The sequence below is a fragment of the Pseudomonas sp. NPDC086278 genome (assembly GCF_050280905.1).
Classification (GTDB): domain Bacteria; phylum Pseudomonadota; class Gammaproteobacteria; order Pseudomonadales; family Pseudomonadaceae; genus Aquipseudomonas.
The window spans coordinates 1-26,258 of sequence record NZ_JBNNWE010000047.1 but is presented as its reverse complement, the minus strand read 5'-3'; the positions used below and the strand labels follow the sequence as shown (position 1 = coordinate 26,258).

The window sequence follows — 26,258 nt, the reverse complement described above, 5'->3', positions numbered from 1 at the left end:
AAGGAGGAAGGATCATGGCACTGAACACGATGGCGGGCCTGCTCGAAAAGCGTCGTAGCGCCTTGGTCGAATACTGCATAGGGCAAGTGGGTAAAGCCGCGAACCCCAAGTACGGCTTTGTGCGAACCCCGGCCGACTTGTTCGAATTGCTGCGCATGGATCCGCTGGACCGTTACCCGGTGCAGAGTTCCTGGGTCGCCGAAGCGACGAGTTGCTCCCAGCAGTTCATTCACGCCGCGTATCGCAAGCTGGAACCGGGCTATGCCGACGTCGAATTCGACAGACGTGATCTGGCCACCTGGGAGCTTTACAGCAACTACCCGGATTGGGCCGCGTTGCAACTGATCGCGCTGTACCCGGAAAACTTCATCAATCCCTTTGTGCGGCAGCGCAAGACCAGCCTGTTCAAAACCCTGGAAAACAACCTCAACCAGACGCGTTTGAACAACGACTCGGTGCAATCGGCGTTGCAGGCCTACCTGCAAACGTTCGAGCAAACCTGCAACCTGGACGTAATCAGCAGCTACATGGACGGTGCCGCGCCCGAGCGTGCCGATTATTACTTCGTCGGTCGCCAGCGGGTGCCGCCGTTCCAGTACTACTGGCGCAAGGCTGAGGTGGAGCTTTCTGCCAGTTGCAAAGCCATTAATCCGGCGGCGTGGAGTGAGTGGCAGGCCGTGGACATCCCCACGGGGGTGAAGGTGCTGGACATTCGTCCGGTGTTTTGGAGCGGGCGGTTGTGCCTGGTCTGGGCCGAGTGGCGCGACAAGGTATCGGGCCAACAGGCCGATGAATATTTGCCGCACAAACTGGACATCAACGTGGCCTTCATGACGCAGAACGGTCAATGGTCGGCGCCGTTGAACCTGCGCGGTTGCGAGTACGACGATGACCATTCTGCCGGCGCCCGGCTGATTGCGACCGTGTGGGCCGATCATCACCACCCCAAGGGCAAGCTGGGGGTTTTGTTGACCGACGATAAGCCCGGCGCAGATGGGCTCAAGGTGTACGCGGTGCGTGATGTGCTGTTCCGGCCGGTGATCGGAGACGATGGCGGCTGGCTCGAGCACGCGGCGCAGCAGCGCTTTGTCGCCGTCGAGACGGTTCAGCACCCGCTGATGAATCAGCCGACGGTCACGGCCACGGTGGACGCGGCGGGCGATCTGACGCCCTACCTGGAACTGCAGGCCGTGGCGTTTCGTGTTGGCAACGACGATCTGCTGGTTGTCCAGGGTGTCTTGCGGCCCACGGGCCGTACCGGCAACGCCGAGTTCACGTTGACCTTAATAAACCCGGCCGCGGGCGACCCGGAGCCGATCAAAGTCACCCAGCCGATGGCCGGTGGCTGGGCAACTCCATGGCAGGTCTTCAGGCGCGCAAAAGGATCATGGGTGAGCCCGACCTTTACCTTTGGTGCTGCCACAGGGGGGCGTAAAAAGTTTGTCCTGACGATCGTCAACGTCACGGACTTCACCCCGCCGGCACTGCTCAAAAACACCCGGGATGCGGCGCAATTTCTCGCCTTCAGGCAGCCAGGCCTGACGCTTGAATTCACCCGTCTGAATTCGCTGTTCGGCCCCGAGCTGGTACAGCGCTCCAATATTTCCGTCGACGCCGTGCTGGATTGGGACACCCAGTTTCTGTCTGAGCCGGCCCCGGATGCTGAAACGATCGACGAGCCGAACGGCGCATTCAACGGCGCCAACGGGCTGTTTTTCTGGGAGCTGTTTTTTCATCTGCCACATCTGGTGGCTGCACGCTTGCGCGCGGAAGACCGTTTTCTGGAAGCGCAGCACTGGCTGCACTACTTGTTCGACCCACAGGCGCCCGCCGACCCTGCGCATTCGAAGCCTGCGTACTGGCGCTGCCGGCCCTTGAGTGGCCCCGGCAACCTGGGCTGTGAAACCGAAGCGCCGACCGACCCCGACGCCATCGGCTATTCGGCGCCCCGGCATTTTCAGATCCTGGTGTTCACCGAGTACGTCAAGAACCTGGTGGCCTGGGGGGACTGGTATTACCGCCAACTCACCCGGGACAGTCTGGTGGCGGCCAAATTGTGCTACGTGCAGGCCAAGTTTCTGATGGGCAAGGCACCCACCGTGCGCACGGTGAACCGCTGGGAAACCGACACGGTTGGCAGCCTTTTGAACAAAAGCACGTCGCGGCCGGCGCTTGAGCAATTTGAACAAAGTCTGGTGTTCAGCCTGGCGGATTTCCCTGCCGCCGCCGACGCCCCTCCGCTGCTTGGGCTGTTGGCCAACGAGCCTTTCAAGCAACCGATCAATGAGCAGTTGCTCGGGATGTACGACTTGCCCGGCCAGCGCCTGCATAACCTGCGTCACAACCTCACCCTCGACGGCAAACCGCTGGAAGTAGCGCTTTTCAGTCCGCCCACGGACCCCAACCAGTTACTGCGCGATCTGGCCGCCGGCGGCGTCGGCGGGCCGAGACCCATGGGCGGGCGACTGGTGGTGGGCGCCTTCCGCTGGCGCGTGAGCTTCGAGGCCGCGTTACGGGCCGTGCAGACACTGCAGGAATACGGCAATCAGGTGCTGCGCTTGATCGAACAACGGGATCGGGCCGAGCAGGAGGAGATGCAGCAAAACCATCTGGTGGAACTGGGCACCTACGCCCGGACCGTGCAGGAACAGACCATCGCCCAACTGCAAGTGAACGTGACGGCGCTGGAGCAGAGCCGCGCCGTGGCGCAGGAACGGGCCGATGCCTATGCACAGCGCTATGACGAAAACGTATCGGCGGTTGAATACGAGGTCATGGAGAGTCTGCAACGGTCGAAAGTGTTGGCGTTGGCCGCGTCAAGCATCAAACCCTATGGTGCGGTTTTAGCGGCGGTGCCCAACGTTTTCGGCCTGGCCAATGGCGGGCACCGTCTTGAAAAAGTGACCGATGCGGTGTGCTTCGGGTTGGAGATCGCCTCGTCGATGCTGCAACTGGACGCGGACAAACAAGCCACCACCGAAGGCTATCGCCGTCGCCGTGCAGAATGGCAACTGCAACGGGATCAGGCGTTGGCGGAAGTCCGGGCCCTCGATCAGCAAATCAGCGCGCAGACCCATGCCGTGCAAGCCGCCAGCACCAGCCTGGAGCAAACCCTCAGGGCCAACAGCCAGGCATTGACGGTTTACAACTTCCTCAAGAAGCGTGCGACCAATGTCGAACTGTTCGGCTGGTTGCTGGGCCAGCTCAAGGCGTTGCACTACCAGGCCTACGATGCGGTGGTCAGCTTGTGCCTCAACGCCCAGGCCGCGCTGAGCGCGGAAACCGGCGATTACGACGCGCAGATTCCATTGCCTCAGGTCTGGCTGGACAACCGCCACGGCCTGACGGCCGGCGAGCATCTGCGCGGGCATTTGCTACGCATGGAGCGCGAGTACCTGCAACGCCATGAGCGTCGGCTGGAACTGGTTAAAACCGTTTCGTTGCGGCAATTGTTCGACGACACGTTCGATCCGCAGCCGGGCATTACCGGCTGGACGCAGGCGCTGGATCGCTTGCAGAAAAACGGCACGCTGGAGTTCCGGCTCACGCAGTTGCTGTTCGATCGCGACCATCCGGGCCATTACTGCCGGCAGATCAGTTCGGTCGAGGTCGATCTGCCGGTACTGACCGGGCCTTTTCAGGATGTGCGGGCCACCTTGCTCCAGGTCAGCAGCATGATTGCGACCAAAGCGTCGGCACAGTCGGTGAGGTACTTGCACAGGCCGGACGGCGCCGTGGCGCCTGCCGATGTGCAGGTCAACCTGCGCAGCGGTCAGCAAATTGCCTTGTCGATGGGGATTGCCGACAACGGCATGACCGCCATAAAGCCCGATGAAGGCTTGCTCAACCCCTTCGAAAACACTGGGGTGGTGTCGCGCTGGACGTTGAGCTTCCCCTGGCCGAAAAAAGCGCCACAGCAGGCGATGCTGCTGTCGTTGACGGACATTATTGTGCGCATCCGTTACACCGCCCGAGGCGGCGAGCCAACCTTCACGCGGACCGTCGAAGACCTGGTGACCCGCGCCGAAGAGGTCGCGCAGAACCCCACCTTCGACGGAGCAGGACGTCATGAATAAACCGATCATCCTGGCCAATGAAAGTCTGGTGCGTAACGGTGATTTCGAGCAGGCGTTCAGTCATTGGAAAAAAGGCCCGATCAACCCGGACTGGCTGGGGACGGCGCAAGAAATCTATGAGGGCGTACCGATTCGTTTCCTGAAGGCTGGCAATGAGTCTTCGGTCAGTCAGCCGCTGACGGTGCCCAAAGACCCCGGCGTTCAGGCTCGTTATGTCCTCGGTTTCCTGTGCGAGACGCGTCATGCCGAGGCGGGCAAGCTGGTCGTCAGCATCGAAGGGCAGCCGCAAACGCTGGAGATCCCGTTGCCGCCAGGAGGGCTGCGCAATCCAGAGGACGATCAGGCGCGACTGCAAAAGGGTCAGCCGCTGGAGTTCAAACCCATCAAGTACGAGGTCGAGCTGGACCTGCCGTTCAAAGGTCAGGACACCATCACCGTGGGGGTCTTCAGCCCGCGCAACACGGCGGGCGACTACGTTTCCCAAGTGTGTATCACTCGAATCAACCTCCAGTTGCACTTGGCGCCGGCGGTGATGCAAGCGCTGCTGCTTGACGAAGAACCGGTGCCGCCGGGCGGGACTTTGTACCTGTGCCTGGGGGCCTCCGCCAGCCTTGCCCACCGACTGACTTTCCGGCCCGTGCCGGGCAACGCCTGGCTGGATACCCACGCGGCGTTGACCAGCGACGACAACCCGCTGGGCGCGGTGGTCGCGACGCCTTCCTGGGGCGTGGATCATCCGCTTGCCGAGCAATGGCGGCTCGACTGCCCATGGATCGGAGACGATGAGCCTTACCTCTTCTCGATGAATCTGCTCAATCAGTACAGCGCCGACGCTTATCCGGTGACCGTGTCACTGGGGCATCACCGGTTGGTGTTCCGCGAAGTGCTCGAAGCCGCTTACTACCCGGTGCTTGAATACGGTCAGAGTGTGCGTCTGGGGGTACAAGTGGCTTCGTATTACACCGGGCAACCCCTCAACGGGCGGACGGTGAACTGGACACTGGCGAGACAAGGGGTGAAAGGCGCCGCCGTGACCAACGATGAAGGCTGGGCGTACTTCGATTATCAGCCGACGCAGCCTGGCGAATTCGCCATCGAGGCGTCGGTCGCGAGTCCATATCACGCCACCGGCGTCGCGACTCAAACCATTGCGGTCCGGGCATTGGCGACGGATCCGTGGAAGGACGTGCTGGCGGTCACCGAGGGGTTGGAGGCGCCTTGGGAGGAAAAAACCGGCTATCCCAATCGAGGCTCGGATTATTCGGTCAGCGTGAAACTGCCGGCCGACAGTCCGTTGCTGGATACGCTGCTGTCGTTGCATTGGAGCGGTGATTCCCATGAGCAACTGGGCGTTGCCGTCAGCCCGGCGCTTGAAGAACCGGTGCTGGTCACGGACGCCCGGTTTGCCTGGACGCTGACGAGCGAGGACCGACTGGACGGCCGGTTCGATCTGTCGTTGGTGTGCTCGAAACTGCTGTTGCCTTCGGCGAAAAAAACCATGTCGCTGGCGCGCAATCTGGTCAAGGTCGGCGAGGTGCGCGAGGCCAACAAGAGTCCGGTGGTGGATGAAAACGAAAGTGTGCTGTTGCGGGTACAGGTAGTGCATGTGGTAGTGAGCGGCGACGGTGATCCCGTCGTCAATGCGCTGGTCGACTGGGCGACCCCCGAGGGCCCTTTGCCCACGGTCACCACGGGCGCCGGTGGCTGGGCGAGTGTGCTGTATACGCCGAAAAGCGCGGGCGACAAGTCAGTCACCGCCCGGATCAAGGCGCACGCGGAAGCGGTTGCGGTTGAGCGGCCATTCACGGTGAACGCGATTGCGACCAGCCCCTGGAAAAGCGAGGTCAGGATTCTGCTGGATGAGGTGGAAGTCGACCGGGTGGCACTCGGGGTGCTTTGCCGGCGAGGACAGGCACATACCCTGAAAGTCGTGCCCGTCAGCGGCAGTACGTGGGTCGGCAAAAACATCAGCTTGCACTGGCGCGGCGCGGCGCCGGCGATCGGGTTGGTGCCCAGTGACCTTGGAACGCCCAAGCCTTTATTGGCCAGCGGCGTGGAATGGACGCTGGTCTCAGCGGTGAACACCAGCCAGAGCAGTCTGTTTGAGCTGGAGTTGCGCCTTGAAAGCGTCACGACCGTTCGAGAGTTGTCCGGGCGATTGGTGTCCGCGGACCTGACACAAGAAGTGAGCCTGGTGCTGGATCAGATACCGGCAACGCTGGATGGCCAGACGCTCTATCCCTGCCTGGGTGCGCTTCATCGTTTTAACGTATTGCCCAATGCCTTGAGCCCGCTGGTGGGACTGATGGCATCGTTGAGCTGGTCGGGGACACCCGCCGACCAGTTGGACGCAACGGTCCGCCCCGATTTGAACAGCCCTCAACCGGTCAGCGACGGCGGCGCGATCTGGTCGCTGGATTTCACCGCCAGTGAGACGCCTGGCCAGTTCGCCCTGGCGCTGGAGCTGCCCCAGTTAAGCTTCAGCTCCACGGCCAAGGCGATGGTGCTGGGCCATAACAAAGTCAGGATTGAGGTGTTGCGTGAATCGGCCGTGGACCCGGTCATCGGCCAAGACCCTGCCTGGGTGTGGGCTCGGGTGTTCTCGCATTTCACCGCCCGCGCCGTCGGCGAGGTGCCCGTGACCTGGACGGCGGAGGGGGCAAGCGAGTTGCACACCGATGCCGATGGCTGGTCCGGTTTTGCTTTTGCGCCGGGCATCGCCGGGCAACATGAGGTCGAGGTGCGGCTTTCCAGTCCTTACGATGGCTATCAAGAGAAACGCTCGACGCAGGTTACGGCGCTGGCGAGCGATCCGTGGGCGGGGCTGCAGGTCAGTTTCGACAAGCAACCGTTCCAGCCCTGGGGCCAGAAAACCTGTTTCCCGCGGCGCAAGGGTGAACACTCCATCGACCTGACGGCGCCCGGTAACAGCCCACTGTTCGGTCAAGGCTTGACGCTGGGCATGACCGGGACCGGGCCTGCCGAACTGGGTATCAGCTTCTTGTCGGAAGGGCTCGGCGTGCCACGAATGTTCTACGACTCGGGGTTGCACTACTTGTTCAAGGTGGGTGATCTGAAGGACGGAAGTTTCGCCTTGCGCTTGTCGTCGCAGCGGCTGGCGAGCCTGTCGCCGGGTAACGCGATGTCTGTGGGGGAAGGTTCGCAGGTGCTCAAGATCGCCGGCAACAACCGTGCTTTTCAGACACTGGATTGGGGCCAGGAACTAGTCGAACAGGTCACCGTGGTGTCGGTTATCAGTGGCCGGCCGATGGTGGGGCAGACGGTGACGTGGCGTAGTCCTGATCTGGGGTTGGTGACTTCTGTGACTGATTATTACGGTGTGGCGAGAGTGCGGTTTGTTCCCGTCTCGCCCGGAGCGGCCCAGCTGACGGCGACGGTGGGCGATGAGTTGCGCTCGGACTCGCTGTCGATTGCGTTTGCGATGAATGAACCGCGCAAAATCATCGAGTTGTATGTGCCCATATCCGTTCCCGTCTCTGACGGTTTTGCCCACGCCAAGGTGGTGTCAAGCCGCACCGGCATGCCACTGCCAGGGGTGGCGGTGATGTGGAAATACTGGGATGAGGAACTGGGTTCTTCAATGACCGATGCCAACGGTATTGCCCGGTTGACCTTTTTACCCACGGAGGCTGACGGTCGCGGTTTGTTGACCGCAATCGTCAAGGGCGGTGAGCTGGGTTGGGAATCGGTTGTCATGAACTACACCGGGCTGGTGCCGATCATTCATTACCTGAACAGTTCTGACCTGACCATTGATTTGGGAGAGCAAGCAAGCGCCGAGGTCAGAGTGATTTCGCGCCAGGATGGTCTGCCGCGGGAGAACATACAGGTGCAATGGGCATTTTCCGGGTTGTCGCTGCCCTCGACGGTGACAGGGCGGGACGGCCTATCGAGCGTAAGCTTCACGCCAGCATTGCCTAGTGTTCAGAAACTTGTCGCAACGGTAGGTTTGGGAGATACCCGCTCGTTGGACTTCAAGGTGCTCGGCCGAATGATGTCCGACATCGAAGGGGCTGGCTCGTACCCTGTTGACGGCCAGGCATTCATCAAGTTTCGGGTCGTTTCGAGGGCTGACGGAACACCGGTCGCAGGCAAGGAAATTCGATGGGTCAAGCAAGAACAGCCGGATGGCACCTCGCTGTCGGACTCGAATGGATGGGTGAGGAAAAGTTACGGTTCGGAGGGGGCGGTGGGATACACAGTCGTCCGCGCTTATATTCCTGGCGAGGCTGACGAGATCCTCGATGAGGAAACGTTCCGGCTGCATTTTTACGACCCGACGCTGCCCTGAGGCGTAACCAGACACTGCGATTCACTTACGCCTGACCGCTTCTTTTCCAGTTCAGATACCGCGTCACCAACTCGGCCCCCAGCTCACGGGGTCTTGCATCCACCACCGGCACTCCATGAGCGCTCAAGCGCTCGTGGAGTTGTGCCCGGTCGTTCAGGTAATCCACCGTCGCGCAATAGGCCAGTGCCTCGGGCAAGGTTTGCACCGGCGCTTGCCGCAAGTCGTCGAGCAGCTCTTCGCGCAAGCTCGCGACCAATACCCGATGCAATTTGCCCAGGCGTTTGACGGCGGTCAGCAGTTCTTCATCGTCTTCATCGCGCAGGTTGGTCACCAGCACCACCAGCGCCCGGCGCTTTTGTCGGGCCAACAGCTCGGTGGCGGCAGCCTGGTAGTCGGCGGGACGTTGGGTGCTGTCAAGGTCGTAAACGGTATTGAGCAGGACCTTGAGTTGCTCGGTGCCTTTGACCGGCGCGAGGTAATGCGGCCGGTCGCAGGCGAAGGTGCTCAGGCCTACCGCATCGCCTTGGCGCAGGGCGACGTAGCTGAGTAACAGGCAGGCATTCAGGGCGTGATCGAAATGCGCGAGTTCGCCATCCTGGCTGCGCATGCGCCGGCCGCAATCGAGCATGAAAATGATTTGCTGGTCGCGTTCGTCCTGATACTCACGGGCGATGGGCGTGCGTTGTCGGGCGGTGGCTTTCCAGTCGATCTGGCGCAGGCTGTCGCCTTCACGGAATTCACGCAGTTGATGAAACTCCAGACCCAGGCCACGGCGTTGCCGTTGGCGTACGCCGAGCTGGCTGAGCCAGTTGTCCACCGCCAGCAACTGGCCGCCGTAGAGACGGGCGAAGTCGGGGTACACGCGGGTGCTGTCGGCCACGTTCAGCAGGCGTTTGTCGGACCATAAACCCAAGGGGCTCGGCAGGTTGATTTCGCAGTGTTCGAAGGTGAAGTGACCGCGTTTGAGCGGCCGTAATCGATATCCGATCTGGCTGTACTGACCGGGTTGCAGTTCGACGCGCAGGGGCAGGTTTTCGAAGCTCAGGCCTTGCGGTACGTGGTCGAAAATCTCGATGTGCAGTGGCTGGTGAACGTCATGCTCGACCTCCAGTCGCACTTCGCTCCAGCGCCCGAGTGCCAGGCTGCCGGGCAGGTATCGCTTGAGGCGCAGCGAGGGCAAGCGTTTGAGGCGCACGCCGTCGAGCACGGCGAGCGCCAGCAGCGCCAGCAGCAACCCCCAGTTGATCGACAACAGGGTTGAGGGGACGGCGACTTCCAGCGCGCGCAACGTGCCCAGCACGATGCCGATGACCAGCAGGCTCGCGAGCCAGCCCAACAGCAGTCGCGAGGGTTTCACAACCGTGGCGCCGGCACTTGATCGAGCAATTGCTTGAGCACCTGATCGACGTCCAGTCCTTCGATATCCAGCTCCGGTGCAATGCGCACGCGATGACGCAGCACCGCCAGCGCACAGCCTTTGATGTCGTCCGGAATCACGAAGTCGCCGCCGCGCAGCAACGCTCGGGCGCGGGCGCAACGCACCAGGGCGATGGACGCGCGCGGCCCGGCGCCGAGGCTCAGGCCCGGCCAGCTGCGGGTGGTCCGGGCGAGGCGCACGGCGTAATCGAGGACCTGATCGTCCAGCGGCAGATCGCTGGCGATGCGCTGCAAGGCCAGCACGTCCTTGGCTTGCAACACGGTGCGCAGCGGTTGCACGTCGAGCATGTCGGCGCGGGTCGAGCGACTGACCTGACGCACCATGTCCAGCTCTTGTTCGGCGTCGGGATAATCCATGCGCACCTTGAGCATGAACCGGTCGAGTTCGGCTTCGGGCAACGGATACGTGCCTTCCTGTTCGATCGGGTTTTGCGTGGCGAGCACCATGAACGGTTGCGCGATAGGCAAGGCGCGCCCTTCGAGGGTGACCTGGCGTTCCTGCATGGCTTCGAGCAGCGCGGCCTGGGTTTTCGCCGGGGCGCGGTTGATCTCGTCGGCCAACAGCAGATTGGTGAACAGCGGCCCCTTGCGCAGCTTGAATTGCTCGGTGGTCAGGTCATAGACCGCGTGGCCCGTGACATCGCTGGGCATCAAGTCCGGAGTGAATTGAATGCGCGCGAACTCGCCGCCGAAGCAACGGGCGAGGGCGCGCACCAGCAATGTCTTGCCCAGCCCCGGCACCCCTTCGAGCAGCACATGGCCGCCAGCGATCAGGGCGGTGAGAACATCGTCGATCACGCTGTTCTGGCCGATCACCGCTTTCTGCAATTCGCCGCGCACTGCCTGGGCCAATTGACTGGCGCGCTGGCGTTGCCGGGCGGCGTGAGTCGGCGAGCCAGGCTCGATCTGTTCACTCATAAGGCGTTCCTCAAGGTTTGCAGGTGGGCGACCTGGCGACTGAAGTCAGCGCTGGAAAGACGCTGTTTCGGTCGTGGGCTCATGGCCTGGCTGATTGCGCGTGTGGGTTGGCGGGTCAGGCGTGCGAGCACCAGCCATTGCTCGGCAACGCCGAGTTGTTCGAAACCGGGATGACGGCGCCGTACGCGCCGCAGAATGTCCTGTTGCAAGGCTTGCAGCAGGTGCTGCTGACCGTTGCGGCGCAACATGAAATCGGCGCTGGCGCGCAGGTGTTCCAGCAGTTGACGCCGGCCTTTCGACGCCGGTTCAAGCAGCGGCCCATGGCGCATGGCGACATGCCAGAAACCCAGGGCGATCAGCGCAATCAGCGCCACCAGCGCCTGCGGGAAATAGCGCCACAGCAAGGTCAACAAGCCGTCGTGGTCGGTGTTGAACAGCAACGTCACGCTCGTGCCGGCAGTCAGGTACCAGAGCAACCAGGCGTTGTCGTACTGTTCGATGGCCGGGGTTTTCCACAGGTCGGCGTCGGTCACCACGATGATCGAACCGAGCCCGTGGTTGAGCTGCATCATGTGCGTGGCCTTACCGCTGTTGGCCCAGGACTGCGCGAGGTTCTTCGGGTCTTCGAGATGGAACGCGGTGTCGAAACTGGCGTAGGCCGGCGCGTCTTCATCTTCGAGATAGAGTTTGGTCAATTCGGGATAAGGCTCGTCGCTCTGTTCGGAAGGCGGGTCCTTGAGGTCTTTGCTCAGCGACTGGTGCAGCTGCACCCGGTCGAGCAGCAGGTCATTGCTCTGGCCGGTCTTTTCATCCCACAACGACTGGGCGACAAACAGCACTCGCCCACCGGCGCGGGTCCAGTTCATCACTTGATCAACCTGGCGCGGGGTCATGTTGTAGCGGTCCCCGAGCAACAACAGGCTGTGCTGGCGAGGGTCGAGGGTGGGCAGCACGTCGAGGCTGTTGGCATGGCCGACGCTCAAGCCCTGCTTGCGCAGGAAATACTCGGCGCCAAGGTAGGGATTCGCCTTGGCTTCAGGCGCCGGGCCATGGTCGATTTGTTCCTGATAGGGCGTGGCTTTCAAGTACAGGTAAATGCTCAGCGCGCCCAGCAGCAAGGCGATGACCACGCCAGCCGACCACCACAGACGCCGGTTCAACGGGCAGCTCCCGGGCCGAACAACGTTCGCCAGCCGTCACACAGTTCCTGCTGCAAATGAGCGGGCGGCAGGCGATGACCGTACGCCATGTTTTGCCAGTGACCGGTCAGGGTTCTGCTGAAGGCCAGCAAGGCGGGTTGTTGCAGTTGCTCGACCCGCCGGAGCACTTCGCCTTCAGTGTCGGCGGCTTTCAGCGCCATGTGGTGGTCGTGCAACAAGTGACTGAGCAAGGCGCGATAAAGCAAGCCGAGGGCTTCGCGCGGGTGGGTTTGCCAGAGGCTTTCGGCGCTGGCGGCAATGTCGGCGGGCAGGGTTTCGCGGGCGAGGTCCAGGCCGAACGCCTGCGGCGGATGCGCTCGCGCGATTTTGTTTTTCAACGCCGGCCGACGGCTGACAAACGCCTGCAACCAGTCGCGGTAACGCCAGACCAGCAAGCTAATGCCACCGATCACCGCACCCCACAGCAACACTTCAATCAGGGTAGCGAGGACGCCGAAGCGCTGGCTGTCGAGCAGTGCCATCAATGTCTTCAGCCATCCGGGTGCGTTGCCGTCGTCGGCTGTTTGGGTGACGGGTTGGTCTTCACCGAATCGATAGCGGGTCACCGTTTCCTTGTTCTTGAACGGTGGCTGATCGAGGATCGACTTGATCGCGTCTTTGGCGGCCTGACTGGTCAGTGGCTGGTTCAAAAGGCGCGGACTGTCTGGCGCAATGGCCGGCTCTGCGGCCCAGGCGTGTTGTGGGTTCGGTAGCAGCAGGAACGTGGCCAGCAGCAGGGTGAGCGCGGTGGTCGCGAGGCGTTGGCGCAACCGGCGGAACACCAGTTCGATGTCCCATGCTTCCAGTACCGTTCGCCGGTTCAGGTAGAGGCTGAATCCACAGGCGACATAGATCGGCTCCCAGATAATCAGCACCAGGGCGTAAAAGACGTTGGTCAAGTGTTCCAGCCAGCGCCAGTCCTGCACGGCGGCGCTGATCAACGTCTGCCAGCTCCAGTCGAGCTCGATCTGTTGCGGCACAAGCAGGTAGAACAGCACCAGCAAGCCAATCCACAGGGCAGTTTCCAGATGTACACCGATGATCGTCAGCCACTGCGTTGCACCGGCATTGCGCTGCAATAGCACCCGCAAACGCTGTTGCCGTGCTTCACCGCCCAAGCCTTCGAGTTGCACCACCGGCATCGTAAAACTGCGGCTCAGGCTCAAGCGGCGCCAGGTCAGGCTGGCCAGCAATTGCGGTTTGAGCAGGCGCGGCCATTCACGCAAGGCTTGTTTCAACGTGGGGGTTTCGCCGAACAGGCTTTTGGAAACGATGTACAACGGCAAGCGATCGAACGCCGGTTTGAGCCACCAGAAAATGAAAACGGCGAGGGACGGTGAATCCCAAAAAATCACGCTGAGCAGGGCAAAGACCGGCAAGGTAACGATGGCCCAACTGGTCATCAGCAGCCGGCGATGACGCTGGCTCAACAGCACGCCCAGGTCCATGGCTTCCCAAGTGGTGCGCGGGCGGATCACCACGGTGGCGTCACTCAGGCGCATGGCGAATCCGTCCGGCAAACAGCAAATAACTCGCGACCAACGCCCAGAGCACGGCGCCGACCACGTATTTGGTCATCGGCGCCGGCGCGGTCATCGACGACCAATACGCTTCGATGAACGCTGCAATCAGCAGAAACAGCATCACGCCGCAGATCAACAACACGCTCTTGTGCGCAGACTGTCGCAATGCATCGGCGCGGGGCAGGCGTCCCGGGGCGATCAATGCCCAGCCCAGTTGCAGGCCGGCGGCACCGGCCAGGGCGATGGCCGTCAGTTCGAACGCGCCGTGCCCGATCACGAACGACCAGAAGGTTTGCCCATAGCCGACGTGGGTCAGATGCCCGGCCACCGCGCCGATCATCAAGCCGTTGAACAGCAGGAAAAATGCGCTGCCCAGTCCGAACAGCAAACCGCTGGCGAAGGTCTGAAAGGCGATGCCGATGTTATGCATGATGTAGTAACCGAACATCACCCAGTCTTCACTGGCCGCGCGCTCCGCCGAGCGCCCCAGGTGACCGGCGACAGGGTCGTACATGCTTTGCATCTCGCTGACCTGTTCGGCCGGGATCAGGTTGTAGACCAGGTCCGGGAACAGGTACACCAGCACGGCGAAGCCGATCAGGCTGCCGAAAAACATCAGGCCGGCGGCGAGCACGAAGCGCCACTGTTCACGCACCAGTCGCGGAAAGCCGGCCAGGACAAAACCCAGCACATTGGCGCCCAGCCGACTGCGATGTCGATACAACTGTTGATGCCCGCGCAGCACCTGTTGCTGCAACGAGTCGATCAGGAAACTGCTGTAGCCGCGCTCCTGAGCCAACGCCAACTGGTGGCAAAGGCGTCGATAGTCCTTGGGGAAACCGGCGATCCGGGACGCGTCCTTGCCGCGCTCGAGTCGGTCCAGTGTCCGCGAAAACTGCTCCCACTCGGCCTTGTGGCGATGTTCGAAAAGGCTTTGCTTCATGCCGGACCCAACAAGCCGCGGGCGATGCCGTTGAGTTCGGCCACCGCGCGTGACTCGGACATCTGCAACGGCTGGACAAGGATCGCGGCGAGTTCAATGGTGCGCGCCGGTGAAAGTTCGCCCTGGCGTTCGGCGAAGCCGAGGACGGCGCGTTGCTCCGATAACGTCAGGGCAAAGGCTGGGCGCACGGGGTGGGCGTCGGGCAGTTGCGGCCGGGTGAGCGGTTGTTCGCGGTAGATCACCAGCGTTCCGGCCGCGATGTCGCCCAGGCGTTTGAAGGCCGGGTGCTGCAGGCAACTGATGGCCCCGAGGAAATAGCCGAAGGGCAACACATCGACGAATCGCAGCAGGTTGCGCAACAGCGAAGCGGACCAGCCGATCGGCGTGCCGTCGTCGTGCACCACGCGCAAGCCCATCCATTGTTTGCCCGGCGAGCGGCCCTGATTGAGCACTTCGAACAGCACCATGTACCACCAGCTCACCGCGAACAGCAGGATCGAGCCCAGCCCGGCGCCGAGTTTCCCCAGGAACGCCAACACGATAAACAGCAGGCCGAGAATCAGCCCGCGCAATCCCAGGTCGATGGAGAAGGCCAGCGCACGCACCATCAGCCCGGCCGGTCGCAGGGGCAAGTCGATGCCTTCGGGGGTCTCGACCTGGTGCCGCGTGTCCAGTGGCGGGGACAGCGTCGCATTCCTTGGCAGTGCTGTGGTCTCGAGCATGGGCAACCTTGATGTGGCCTGTTCGGGATTCGATGTCCGTCCGATGCTAGCAGCCTCTCGGGGGAAAACGACATAACTATGTAGTGCACGTTGAGTGATGGGAGGTGCTTGAATGACAAGATTACTGGCCGGGGCGCGATGTGAGCGCCTAGACTTCGCCGATCTTCAGTTCAGGAACAGCCCGTGACCTCGATCTTCTGGTATGACTACGAAACCACCGGCATCAACCCCCGATGCGACCGTCCACTGCAGGTGGCGGGGATCCGCACCGATTTCGATCTCAATGAAATAGACGCACCGGTCAACCTTTTCTGCCAGCCCAGTGACGACATCCTGCCGCATCCGGCCGCCTGCGCGATCACCGGCATTTCGCCCGGTCAACTGGCTGAACATGGCTTGAGCGAAGCCGATTTCATGACCCGTGTGCATGCCCAGCTGGCTGCGCCGGGCACGTGCGGTGCCGGTTACAACACGTTGCGTTTCGACGACGAGATGACGCGTTACAGCTTGTATCGAAACTTTTTCGACCCGTATGCCCGTGAGTGGCAAGGCGGCAACAGCCGATGGGACCTGATCGACGTGGTGCGGGCGGCTTACGCCTTGCGCCCCGACGGCATCAACTGGCCGACCGACGAAGAAGGGCGGGTCACGCTCAAGCTCGAACGCCTGACTGCCGCCAATGGTATTGATCACGGTAATGCGCACGAGGCGTTGTCCGACGTTCGCGCGACGATTTCGTTGGCGCGGCGGGTCCGCGAAAAGCAGCCGAAGTTGTATGAATGGCTGTTTCAGCTGCGCAGCAAACAAAAGGTGATGGACCAGATCCGGTTATTGCAGCCGATGGTGCATATTTCCGGGCGCTTCTCGGCAGCGCGCAGTTTTGTGGGTGTGGTGCTGCCCCTGGCCTGGCATCCGCGCAACAAAAACGCATTGATCGTCTGTGATCTGCACCTCGATCCGCAAGGCCTGCTCGATCTGGATGCCGAGACCTTGCGTCAGCGCCTGTACACCCGGCGCGATGATCTGGCCGAAGGTGAACTGCCGGTACCGCTCAAGCTGATCCATATCAACAAGTGTCCGGTGGTGGCGCCATTGTCGGTACTTCGTGCCGAAGATCAGCAACGTCTTGGGCTGGACATGGCGCTTTATCAGGCGCGCACGCTGCGGCTAAGTGACGCACAACAAGTTTGGCGCAATAAAGTGTCGGCGATTTATGCGAGCGAAGATTTCGCCTCCAGCCAGGATCCGGAACAACAGTTGTACGACGGTTTTATCGGTGATCGCGATCGGCGTCTATGTGAGCAAGTCAGAAGCGCCGATCCTGCGCAATTAGCACACTCGCAATGGCCTTTCGATGATGAACGTTTGCCCGAATTATTGTTTCGATATCGAGCACGCAACTTCCCCGATACGTTGAATATCGAGGAGCAGCAACGCTGGCGACTCTTCTGTCAGCAACGTTTATCCGAACCTGAATGGGGCGCGCCTAATACGCTGCAATCATTTAACGAAGCGGCGGCCCAATGGGCGATTAGTGCGACTCCGTTTCAGCAAGCCGTGCTCAATGAATGGCGCAATTATGTCGGCGCATTACGCACACGTTTAAATCTTTGAAAACGAAAATACCCATGCCCTTATTGCGGGCATAAAAAAACGCCAGCTTTCGCTGGCGTTCTTTTTGCCACGGATCCGTCTGCGACAAGCGTTATGGCTTAGCCCAGCAGGGTCGCCCAGCCTTCTACTACGTCGCCGCCCCACTTGGCTTTCCACTCTTTCAGAGTCTTGTGGTTGCCACCTTTGGTTTCGATGACTTCGCCGTTGTGCGGGTTTTTGTATTGTTTAACTTTGCGAGCACGCTTGGTGCCGGTAGTTTTTACTGCGCCGCCACGTGGAGCCTTGGTTTTGGACTCTGGATCCAGCAACGCGATGATGTCACGCAGGGATTTTTGGTATTCACCCATCAGGGTGCGCAGTTTGCCTTCGAATTCCAGCTCGGTTTGCAGTTTGTCGTCTTGGGACAGGTTCTTCAAACGGGCTTGCAGCTCTTTGATAGCTTCTTCGGTGGCGCGATATTCGTTGATCAAGGACATGAGGACTACCTTATGTTGGTCGCTGGAGGGCAGGTGATAATGCCGCAATAATAGTCAGGCTGTTTCATCAAGTAAACATTAAACCGGCGTTTTATTTAAATTAGTTACGGTAATAGGCCATAAACCGAAGGCGCAGTTAAATAGTGTGATGCCTTCATCACAAATATTCACAGTTGTGCTCTTGAAGATTGACGCCAAGAACACCATCGCGCGGGGAACGAGCGATGGCCAGAGCGGATCCACTGACCCGCGTGTAGGCCAAGGTGTCATCAATACTGCAGTTTTGCTGCGCAATCGCTAGAATGGCGGCCTTTGCGAAGTTCTGGAGTTTCCCCCTCATGCGCACTTTTCGGCTGGTGATTGCTTGCCCGGACCGCGTCGGCATCGTTGCTAAAGTCAGTAACTTTCTGGCGTCACATAACGGCTGGATCACTGAAGCGAGCCATCACTCGGACAATCTCAGTGGCTGGTTTTTCATGCGTCACGAAATTCGTGCCGATTCGCTGCCTTTCGGTATCGAAGCCTTTCGCGAAGCGTTTGCGCCGATTGCCAAAGAGTTCTCGATGAACTGGCGCATTACCGACACCGCACAGAAGAAACGCGTGGTGTTGATGGCCAGTCGTGAATCTCACTGCCTGGCAGACTTGCTGCACCGCTGGCACAGCGATGAACTGGACTGCGAAATTTCCTGCGTGATTTCCAATCATGATGATTTGCGCAGCATGGTTGAATGGCACGGCATTCCTTACTATTACGTGCCGGTCAATGCGCAGGACAAAGAGCCGGCCTTTGCCGAAGTCTCGCGTCTGGTGAAACAGCACGACGCCGAAGTGGTGGTACTTGCCCGTTACATGCAAATCCTGCCGCCGGCGTTGTGCAGCGAATATGCGCACAAGGTCATCAACATTCACCACAGCTTCCTGCCATCGTTCGTCGGCGCCAAGCCGTATCACCAGGCCTCGTTGCGTGGGGTGAAGCTGATCGGTGCGACCTGCCATTACGTGACCGAAGAACTGGACGCCGGCCCGATCATCGAACAGGACGTGGTACGCGTCAGCCACAGCGACAGCATCGAAGACATGGTGCGTTTCGGCCGTGACGTCGAGAAGATGGTGTTGGCCCGTGGCCTGCGTTATCACCTGGAAGACCGGGTGCTGGTGCACGGAAACAAGACCGTCGTGTTCTGACAGCGGCACGACACGGTTGAAATCCGAAGGGCCTGGGCGTTCAATCGCTTCAGGCCTTTCGCCGTTTCTGCACTGAGGACATGCCCATGGCCGATCCACTCGACAAAGCCACTGCAAAAGCACCCGCGACCTTGGGCGAAGGCTGTTTGAGCCGTTATGACCCGCAGGACATGAGCCCGGAGGATGGCACGGAGTTTCCCGGCGCGGCCGAGCTGTGGGAGCAGTTGCAGCAGCACCCCGACGACCCGGTCAAGCCTGCTTGAACTTCATCAGCTTGCGCAGCAGCGGCCGCCCCAGCATCAGCAGAAATACCGGGCCGCCGACGACCAGATAGAAGTAATACGTCACCGCCCGCCAGATCAGGATCGCCGCCGCCGCGGTGGATTTCCCCACCATGGGCGCCAGCAGCGCCGCCGAGGTCAACTCTGCGGCGCCTGCCCCGCCAGGCAGCAGGCTGAATTGCCCGGCGCTCAGCGAGAGCATCTGGATCAGAAAGCTCCACGCCCATTGCACATCGGCACCGAGCCCGCGCAACGCCAGATACAGCACGCTGTAACGCAGAACCCAATGCACGCACGTCAGCGCGAATACCGTGATCAGTGTCTGCACGGGTAACTTCAAGGTGTCTGTGAATGCCGCAAGGAAGTGCAGGAGTTTTCGCGCCCACCGCAGGCGTGTGGTGCCTTGCACGTTCAGGCGAATCAGCAGGCGGCCGCTTAGTCGGATCAGCTGCCGATGGTAGCGAGCGACCATCAAACAACACAGCAACCCGCCGAACATTGAAATGGCGCTGACGGTCAGCAGCCATTCCATACGCTCGCTGAGGTGCTGGAACAGCGCGTACAACAGAATCCCGCTGAGCGCGCAGAGGAAGAACAGCAGATCGCTCAACTGATCCATGGCAAACACCGCGCTGCCTCGGGCTGGTCGCACACCGTTGCGCGCCAGCAACGCCATGATGGCCAGGGGGCCACCGCTGCCGCCGGGCGTCGCGCAATAGGCGAACTCGGCGGCCATCACCACGCCGAGGCTTTTGACCGGGCTGACCTTGTCGCGCTGATCACCCAGCAACAGGCGCAAACGCACGGTGTTGACCACCCAGCACAGCAAAATCATGCCGAACATGACCAGCAGCCAGCTCAATGGAAAGCTTTGCAGGCGCTCCCAGGTCTGGTTACCGCCCAGCAATAACGGAATCAGCACCGCCGCGAGCAGGGCGACGAACAGTAGAATGCCCCGGCTCATGCCGCGCGACCGATTTGATCGCGTTGCAGGTTCAGCCATTGCAGCTTGGTCATCGGCACGCGACCCTCGGCGAGCAAACGCTTGAGGGTGTGCAGCCAGTAATTTCGCGAAAACTCATGACGCATGTCCACGGGGTGCAGGCCGAGCCGGATCACCGGCGATTGCCGCCAGCGTTGTTCGCGCTGATCGCTGAGCCATTTCGACACGCCCCGCCGCCAGGCACTGCGCGCACTCCAGACCAGCCCTGGCGCATCGATCGGGGTGAACGCCGGCAGTTGATATAAATGCTGCGAGTCGCTGGTATAGCGCAGCGGCAACTGCCGCAGGGCCTGGCGCGTGCCTTCACTCATCAACCAGGCCGGGGCAACGAAACCGGCCAGCGGCCAGTTGTAGCGCTGGAATATCTCAATGCCGGCGCGCAATCGCGCGAGTGCAGCGGCTTGCGACAAGCGGTAGAACTCGCCTTCGTGGGTGTAAATCCGGCGCATGAACCAGTCTCGGGGGGTGTTGGGCTTGGGTTGGTCATCGCAATGAAAATAGCCGTGCAACGCCAGTTCGTCACCTCGGGCGATACGACGGCTCAGCATACTTGTAAATGCCGGGTGCGCCTCAAGGTCGTTGTTCCTGTGAAAATCCGGCACCACCAGCCACGTCATCGGTACGCCGCCCAAGGCGTCGACGGCCTCAACAAACGGTTGGTAATCGGCCCATGTTTGCGGCGCTACGTCGTGTAACACAAGCAACAGACTGGGGGTCTTCATCGGCTCAACCATTGGCGGTCAGCGGCCATTCGCTGCCGAGAACGGCGTGATAGTGGCCCAGCAAGCTGTCGACAACGGTGTCCCAGCTGTAAGTTCGTTCGACGTGGCTGCGGGCCTGCTTACCCAAAGCTGCGTTGCCTTGGCTGAATAAATCGCGAACGGCATTGGCCATCGCCTGTGGATTGTTCGGCGCGCAGAGCAAGCCGCATTGCTCAGTGACGATTTCTTCGAACGCCCCGGCTGCCACTGCCACCACCGGAATGCCGCAGGCCATGGCTTCGAGAATCACCAGACCGAAGGTTTCCTGATCGCCGGCATGCAGCAACGCATCGGCACTGGCCATGAAGCGGGCAACTTGCGGCGCCGGGCAGAACGCGTCGACCACAGTGACGTTGTCCGGCACCACCGCCGGCATCGCCGAACCGACCAGCAATAAGTGATAACGCGGGCCAAGGCGTTTCATGCAACTGAGCAGCACCGGCAGGTTTTTCTCTTTGGAGCCGCGCCCGGCGAAGATCAGCAGGCGCGTGCTTTCGTCGATGCCCAATTCGGCGCGCAGTTGCGGGTCTCGCGCGGCGGGGTGGAAGGTTTGCAGGTCAACGCCCAAGGGTTGCACGAACACATTCCTGACCCCGAGCCCGATCAGTTTTTCGGCCATCACCTGGCTCGGCGCCAGGACCCGGTCGAAGTTGCCGTAGAGCCGGCGCACATACGCCTCGACATTGGGCGTGACCCAGTTGCCCATGCGATTGCTGCACAACAGCGGCAAATCCGAGTGATAAAAGCCGATCACCGGCACGTCCAGTTGGCGCCGCGCGTCCAGCGCTGCCCACGCGGTGAGGTAAGGGTCGCCGACTTCGATCAGATCAGGCTGTAAATCCTGCAAGACATTTCGCCAGGGCGCGAGGCGGAGGGGGAAGCGATAACCCTTGCCGAAGGGCAGGGCGGGGGCCGGAACCAGGTAGACGCCATCCTCTTCACTCAGGCGCGCACCAGGGATCAACAGACTGTGACGAATGCCGGGCTTGACGCCCAAGCGACGGTGCTTGGCATCCAGGTACGTGCGCACGCCGCCACTGGCCGGGGCGTAGAACATGGTTATGTCCGCGATATGCACGATGAACATCCCTCCGGTGCCGTTGTGCTCCTTTGGTTGACCTTTGTGAAGGATAGATGTTCGGTTGGGGTTGTGTGGCGAGGGATCCAGCGAGGTTTTTGCGCTGTGTTTCAGACCGTCTTCGCGGGCAAACCCGCCCCCACAGGCTCACACTAACCCTGTGGGAGCGGGCTTGCCCGCGAAGATCCAGTTCAGACACTAAATACGGAAACTGCCGACCAACTGCTTCAGCCGCGCCGCCTGCTGCTCCAGGTCCGCACAGGCGCGCAACGTCGAATGCAGGTTCTCCACGCCTTCCTGGTTCAGGGTATTGATCTCGGTAATGTCGACGTTGATCGACTCCACCACGGCGGTCTGCTCTTCGGTCGCCGTCGCCACCGACTGGTTCATCCCGTCAATCTCGCCAATACGCAACGTCACGCTGTTCAGGCGCTCACCCGCCAGATTGGCGATTTCCACGCTGTCCTGGCTGTGACGCTGACTGTCGCCCATGGTGCTGACAGATTCGCGGGCGCCGACTTGCAGCTCCTCGATCATGGTCTGCACCTGCTGCGCCGACTCCTGCGTGCGGTGCGCCAGATTACGCACTTCGTCCGCGACCACCGCAAAACCACGACCCGCCTCACCGGCACGTGCCGCTTCAATCGCAGCGTTCAGCGCCAGCAGGTTGGTTTGCTGGGAGATGCTGGTGATGACGTCGAGAATCTGCCCGATGTTCACGGTTTTGCTGTTCAGCGATTCGATGTTGCTGCTCGACGCGCTGAGCATGCTCGACAGCTGATTCATCGCGGCAATGCTGCGGTCTACCACCTGCTGGCCATCCTCGGCCAGGCTGCGCGCATCGCTGGCCTGACTCGACGCTTGTGCGGCATTGCGCGCGATTTCCTGCGCCGCGGCACCGAGTTGATTGATCGCGGCGGCCACGCTGCTGGTGCGCGAGGCTTGCTGGTCGGAGTTGAACATCGAGGAGTTGGACGCCGCCACCACACGCAGCGCGACTTCGTTGACTTGCCCGGTTGCGGACGAGACTTCACGGATCGAGCCGTGGATGCGCTCCACAAAACGGTTGAACGCCGTGCCAAGGATGCCGAATTCGTCGTTGCTCTCGATGGTCAGGCGTTTGGTCAGGTCGCCTTCACCGTCGGCGATGTCCGCCATTGCGCGGGTCATGACGTGCAGCGGCTGGATCAGGATTCGAATCAGCATGCCCAGCAGAATGATGATGACGGCCACGGCGATCACCGTCGCAATCACTGCCGAGGTACGGAACTCGCTGAGCATGGCAAAGGCTTTTTCTTTATCCACCGACAGGCCGATGTACCAGTTGACTGACGGCAGGCCTTTGATTTGGGTGAAGTTGAAAATACGCGTCTTGCCGTTGACTTCCACTTCGCTGAAGTCCCTGCTGATGCGCGGGGTGTTCTGCGGAAACGCCTCGCTCAGGGACTTCATGACCAGGGATTTGTCCGGGTGCACCAGGATCTTGCCGTCGGCGCTGACCAGAAACGCATACCCCATGCCGCCAAAGTCACGGGTGCTGAGATTGTCGATCAGGGTTTGCAGGCTGAGGTCGCCGCCGACCACGCCCACGCTCTGCCCGGCTTTTTTCGAGGCGGTGGCGATGGAAATGATGGTTTGGCCGGTAGCGGCATCGATATACGGTTCGGTCAACGTCGGGGTGCTGCTGCTTTCGGCGCCTTTGTACCAAGGGCGCACGCGTGGGTCGAAGCCCGCGGGCATCTTCGCGTCCGGACGAATGGTGAAACTGCCAGTGGCGTCGCCCAGGTAAGAGGCCATGAAGGTCGACGTCAGGGCTTTCTGTTCAAGCAGGCTGGTGATCGTGGCCGGCTCCGGATTGATCGCGATGTTCTGGGCCAGGTTGTCGATCAGCAGAATGCGGCCGTTCAGCCATGTCTGGATGTCATTGGCGGTGACATCGCCCATCTCATTGAAATAACTGTCGAGGTCTGCGCGAATGGCATTGCGCTGCAGATAGTCGTTGTAGAGGGTAAAGGAGGCGAAAGCAGCGATAACGATGAGGGCGGCGGCAAGCAAAATTTTATGGCTGAAGCGCAGATTTTTGTTCATGGCTTGGGGTTCCGCTAAGGTCTTATGATTCAGAGCGCGCTTTACCTGCAAGCGCGCAAATGGGGCAGGGCGAAAAGAAGCAGATAGTTCCAACTCTCCTTAGGGAATTACCGACGCCAATTTCAGTGTGGTCACGGCTTTTGTATCGGCCGTGCAGAATCAAAGATTAACCATGGGTGACAAAATGCCTGATTCATTGCAACTCGTTCTCGGCGCCGACCTCGCCGGCCAGCCTATCGCTCAGGCCATGCGCCTGGCCAACCGTCACGGCCTGGTCGCCGGCGCAACCGGCACCGGTAAAACCGTCACCTTGCAGCGCATGGCCGAGGCGTTCAGCGATGCTGGCGTGGCCGTGTTCGCGGCCGACATCAAGGGCGACCTGTGCGGCCTCGGTGCTGCCGGCAACCCGCAAGGCAAGGTCGCCGAGCGGATCGCCGGCATGCCGTGGCTGAATTACACGCCGCAGGCCTACCCGGTGACGTTGTGGGACATCCACGGCCAGACTGGTCATCCCTTGCGCACCACGTTGAGTGAAATGGGCCCGCTGTTGATTGGCGCGCTGCTGGAACTGACCGACAGTCAGCAGTCGGCGCTGTACGCCGCGTTCAAAGTGGCGGACCGCGAAGGGCTGTTGTTGCTGGACCTGAAGGACTTGAAAGCGTTGCTCAATCACCTGCGCGATCATCCGGAACTGCTCGGTGATGACGCAGCGCTGATGACCACCGGTTCGAGTCAGGCGCTGTTGCGGCGTCTGGCGACCCTGGAACAACAGGGCGCCGAGGCGCTGTTCGGCGAGCCGGCGTTGCAACTTGAGGACATCCTGCAACCGGCGGCCGATGGTCGCGGGCGCATTCATCTGCTCGATGCCAGTCGCCTGGTGCACGAAGCGCCGAAGGTTTACGCGACGTTCCTGTTGTGGCTGCTGGCGGAACTGTTCGAGCAACTGCCGGAGCGCGGCGATGCCGACAAACCGCTGCTGGCGCTGTTTTTCGATGAGGCGCATTTATTGTTCGCCGGCACGCCCAAGGCTTTGCAGGATCGGTTGGAGCAGGTCGTGCGGCTGATTCGCTCGAAAGGCGTGGGCGTGTACTTCGTCACCCAGTCGCCAGGCGATTTGCCGGATGACGTGCTCGCGCAGTTGGGCTTGCGCATCCAGCACGGTTTGCGGGCGTTCACCGCCAAAGAGCAGAAATCCCTGCGCGCCGTGGCTGAAGGCTTCCGGCCGAATCCGGCGTTCGACGCGTTGTCGGTGCTGACTGAGCTGGGGATTGGCGAAGCGCTGGTCGGCACCTTGCAGGACAAGGGCACGCCGGAGATGGTCCAGCGCGTATTGATCGCGCCGCCGCAGTCGCGGATCGGGCCGCTGAGCGAAACCGAACGTGCGGCACTGATTGCGAGTTCGCCGTTGAAAGGACGTTACGACCAGCCGGTTGATCGTGAATCGGCTTATGAAGTGCTGATGGGACGCAAAGGCCTGGCGCCAGCCCCCGAAGCGGTGCCGGGTAAGCCTGCGCCGCAGGAACCCAGCTTCACCGACAAGGCCGGGGAATTCCTGGGGACGGCGGCGGGGCAGGCGCTGAAATCAGCGATGCGACAAGCGGCCAATCAATTGGGTCGGCAGTTGGTGCGCGGGTTGATGGGCTCATTGCTGGGCGGCAGCAAACGCCGCTAGCAAGCGTGCCCGGTCAAAATGTGGGAGCGGGCTTGCTCGCGAATGCGGTCTGTCAATCAATGATGGGTTGACTGCGGCACCGCTTTCGTCGGAACGCCGCCCGGAGCAAGCCCGCTCTCACATCGGATCTATCTCAATCCTTGGGTTTTGCGTGCGCTGCCAGGCGTTCCAGCGCTGCCCGCAAATTCGGATCAGTGATGCCGTCAGCCGTGGCCTGAATCGTCGCGCCGGCGTCCGTCGACAAACTGATGGTATGGCCCGTCGCCCCTTGCTGAACGGTTGGCGGCTGCACCTTGAACAGAATCCGCGTCAGGCTGGCGAACTCATCGAACATCTGCAGTTGGCGTTGCAGACGCTTTTGCTGGTAACGCAGGCGTGTCGCCCAATGACCATCGGTCACAATCAGCAATAAACTGCCTTCGCGCCACGACGCCACATGGCAATGTTCGCGGGCTGCCGGTTGCAGTTGGCTTTCGAGCAGACGTTGTAAATGACCCAGGCGTTGAGCGTGGCCGAAAATGGCTTTCAGCGGTTTGGCTTCGCGGAGCAGAACGGCGGGTGCTCTGGCCGTGAGAGGGCGAAATGCCATGATCAGACACCTGAAGTAACAGAGCGGCCATGGTAGCAGAAAGCATCCGTTGCACCCGAGCCATTGCTTTGCGCGCGCATTACCCATTAAATCAACAAGTAACTTCTGCCGTGAATGGCTTGAAGTTCAGCAAAAAGCCCTTATTTTAAGTGAGCCCCGTTACAGCGCAGTGCATGCATCGTGGAATAACGCCACTTTCCTCACCATCGTTTCCGGGTAGAATGCTCGTTCGCATGCGGCCATGAGGGCTGCACGGGCGACTCACGGGGCCGCCCTCCATCCCTCAGTTGCCTCCCGATAGTCGTTCGACGCCGGCAAAGCCGATTTGCTAGAGTGCGTCGCTGTCCTTTTCAGAAAACACCCTAGCGATGCTGCCCCG

The 26,258-nt window shown here is 61.0% G+C and carries 18 protein-coding genes and 1 pseudogene; 6 read left to right on the top strand and 13 right to left on the bottom strand.

Annotated elements, in window-relative coordinates:
- The first annotated feature begins 14 nt into the window (after positions 1-14).
- A complete protein-coding gene (locus ACQKP4_RS16175) occupies positions 15-4,076 on the top strand; it encodes a neuraminidase-like domain-containing protein (protein ID WP_427634668.1) in 4,062 nt (1,353 codons plus the stop codon).
- The gene (locus ACQKP4_RS16170) at positions 4,069-8,388 is read left to right on the top strand and encodes a hypothetical protein (RefSeq protein ID WP_427634666.1); all 4,320 of its coding nucleotides are present in this window, start codon (positions 4,069-4,071) and stop codon (positions 8,386-8,388) included. The genes ACQKP4_RS16175 and ACQKP4_RS16170 overlap by 8 nt, the downstream gene beginning before the upstream one ends.
- Before the next feature lie 25 nt (positions 8,389-8,413).
- Here the strand turns inward: ACQKP4_RS16170 and ACQKP4_RS16165 are convergent, their stop codons facing one another.
- From ACQKP4_RS16165 to ACQKP4_RS16140, 6 genes are read right to left on the bottom strand one after another with little or no spacing between them, the layout of a single operon-like run.
- Positions 8,414-9,745, bottom strand: coding sequence for a DUF58 domain-containing protein (locus tag ACQKP4_RS16165; RefSeq protein WP_427634664.1), 1,332 nt, complete (start codon positions 9,743-9,745; stop codon positions 8,414-8,416).
- Positions 9,742-10,743, bottom strand: coding sequence for an AAA family ATPase (locus ACQKP4_RS16160; protein WP_427634662.1), 1,002 nt, complete (start codon positions 10,741-10,743; stop codon positions 9,742-9,744). Before ACQKP4_RS16160 ends, ACQKP4_RS16165 begins: the two co-directional genes overlap by 4 nt.
- Positions 10,740-11,903 (bottom strand): DUF4350 domain-containing protein, encoded by a 1,164-nt coding sequence (locus ACQKP4_RS16155; protein ID WP_427634660.1) that lies wholly within the window; start codon positions 11,901-11,903, stop codon positions 10,740-10,742. The genes ACQKP4_RS16160 and ACQKP4_RS16155 overlap by 4 nt, the downstream gene beginning before the upstream one ends.
- Positions 11,900-13,444 (bottom strand): DUF4129 domain-containing protein, encoded by a 1,545-nt coding sequence (locus ACQKP4_RS16150; RefSeq protein WP_427634658.1) that lies wholly within the window; start codon positions 13,442-13,444, stop codon positions 11,900-11,902. The genes ACQKP4_RS16155 and ACQKP4_RS16150 overlap by 4 nt, the downstream gene beginning before the upstream one ends.
- Entirely contained in the window at positions 13,431-14,408 is a 978-nt protein-coding gene (locus ACQKP4_RS16145) for a stage II sporulation protein M (protein WP_427634656.1), read from the bottom strand. Before ACQKP4_RS16145 ends, ACQKP4_RS16150 begins: the two co-directional genes overlap by 14 nt.
- Complete coding sequence (locus ACQKP4_RS16140) at positions 14,405-15,130, bottom strand: RDD family protein (RefSeq protein WP_427634655.1); 726 nt, start codon at positions 15,128-15,130, stop codon at positions 14,405-14,407. Before ACQKP4_RS16140 ends, ACQKP4_RS16145 begins: the two co-directional genes overlap by 4 nt.
- Before the next feature lie 183 nt (positions 15,131-15,313).
- Between ACQKP4_RS16140 and sbcB the strand changes: the two genes are divergently transcribed.
- The gene (gene sbcB, locus ACQKP4_RS16135; protein ID WP_427634653.1) at positions 15,314-16,744 is read left to right on the top strand and encodes an exodeoxyribonuclease I; all 1,431 of its coding nucleotides are present in this window, start codon (positions 15,314-15,316) and stop codon (positions 16,742-16,744) included.
- A 98-nt stretch (positions 16,745-16,842) separates the two neighbouring features.
- On the opposite strand, the gene mvaT is transcribed toward sbcB, so the two are convergent.
- Positions 16,843-17,220, bottom strand: coding sequence for a histone-like nucleoid-structuring protein MvaT (gene mvaT, locus ACQKP4_RS16130; RefSeq protein WP_427634652.1), 378 nt, complete (start codon positions 17,218-17,220; stop codon positions 16,843-16,845).
- 338 nt (positions 17,221-17,558) lie between these two features.
- Between mvaT and purU the strand changes: the two genes are divergently transcribed.
- Both purU and ACQKP4_RS16120 read left to right on the top strand, forming a co-directional pair.
- Entirely contained in the window at positions 17,559-18,407 is an 849-nt protein-coding gene (purU, locus tag ACQKP4_RS16125) for a formyltetrahydrofolate deformylase (protein ID WP_427634650.1), read from the top strand.
- 86 nt (positions 18,408-18,493) lie between these two features.
- Positions 18,494-18,670 (top strand): hypothetical protein, encoded by a 177-nt coding sequence (locus ACQKP4_RS16120; protein WP_427634648.1) that lies wholly within the window; start codon positions 18,494-18,496, stop codon positions 18,668-18,670.
- Here the strand turns inward: ACQKP4_RS16120 and ACQKP4_RS16115 are convergent.
- The 5 genes and pseudogenes from ACQKP4_RS16115 to ACQKP4_RS16095 all read right to left on the bottom strand — a co-directional run.
- The gene (locus ACQKP4_RS16115; RefSeq protein WP_427634646.1) at positions 18,657-19,652 is read right to left on the bottom strand and encodes a lysylphosphatidylglycerol synthase transmembrane domain-containing protein; all 996 of its coding nucleotides are present in this window, start codon (positions 19,650-19,652) and stop codon (positions 18,657-18,659) included. The genes ACQKP4_RS16120 and ACQKP4_RS16115 overlap by 14 nt on opposite strands.
- Entirely contained in the window at positions 19,649-20,425 is a 777-nt protein-coding gene (locus tag ACQKP4_RS16110; protein WP_427634644.1) for a DUF2334 domain-containing protein, read from the bottom strand. The genes ACQKP4_RS16115 and ACQKP4_RS16110 overlap by 4 nt, the downstream gene beginning before the upstream one ends.
- Entirely contained in the window at positions 20,418-21,539 is a 1,122-nt protein-coding gene (locus tag ACQKP4_RS16105) for a glycosyltransferase family 4 protein (protein ID WP_427634642.1), read from the bottom strand. The genes ACQKP4_RS16110 and ACQKP4_RS16105 overlap by 8 nt, the downstream gene beginning before the upstream one ends.
- 189 nt (positions 21,540-21,728) lie before the next feature.
- A complete protein-coding gene (locus ACQKP4_RS16100; protein ID WP_427634685.1) occupies positions 21,729-22,493 on the bottom strand; it encodes a methyl-accepting chemotaxis protein in 765 nt (254 codons plus the stop codon).
- A gap of 93 nt (positions 22,494-22,586) precedes the next feature.
- Positions 22,587-23,618: pseudogene (locus ACQKP4_RS16095) on the bottom strand (HAMP domain-containing protein); the annotation flags it as partial.
- A 184-nt stretch (positions 23,619-23,802) separates the two neighbouring features.
- On the opposite strand from ACQKP4_RS16095, the gene ACQKP4_RS16090 reads away from it, so the two are divergent.
- Positions 23,803-25,290 (top strand): helicase HerA-like domain-containing protein, encoded by a 1,488-nt coding sequence (locus ACQKP4_RS16090; RefSeq protein ID WP_427634640.1) that lies wholly within the window; start codon positions 23,803-23,805, stop codon positions 25,288-25,290.
- A 133-nt stretch (positions 25,291-25,423) separates the two neighbouring features.
- Here the strand turns inward: ACQKP4_RS16090 and ACQKP4_RS16085 are convergent, their stop codons facing one another.
- Complete coding sequence (locus ACQKP4_RS16085) at positions 25,424-25,879, bottom strand: DUF721 domain-containing protein (RefSeq protein WP_427634639.1); 456 nt, start codon at positions 25,877-25,879, stop codon at positions 25,424-25,426.
- Between the last annotated feature and the right edge of the window lie 379 nt (positions 25,880-26,258).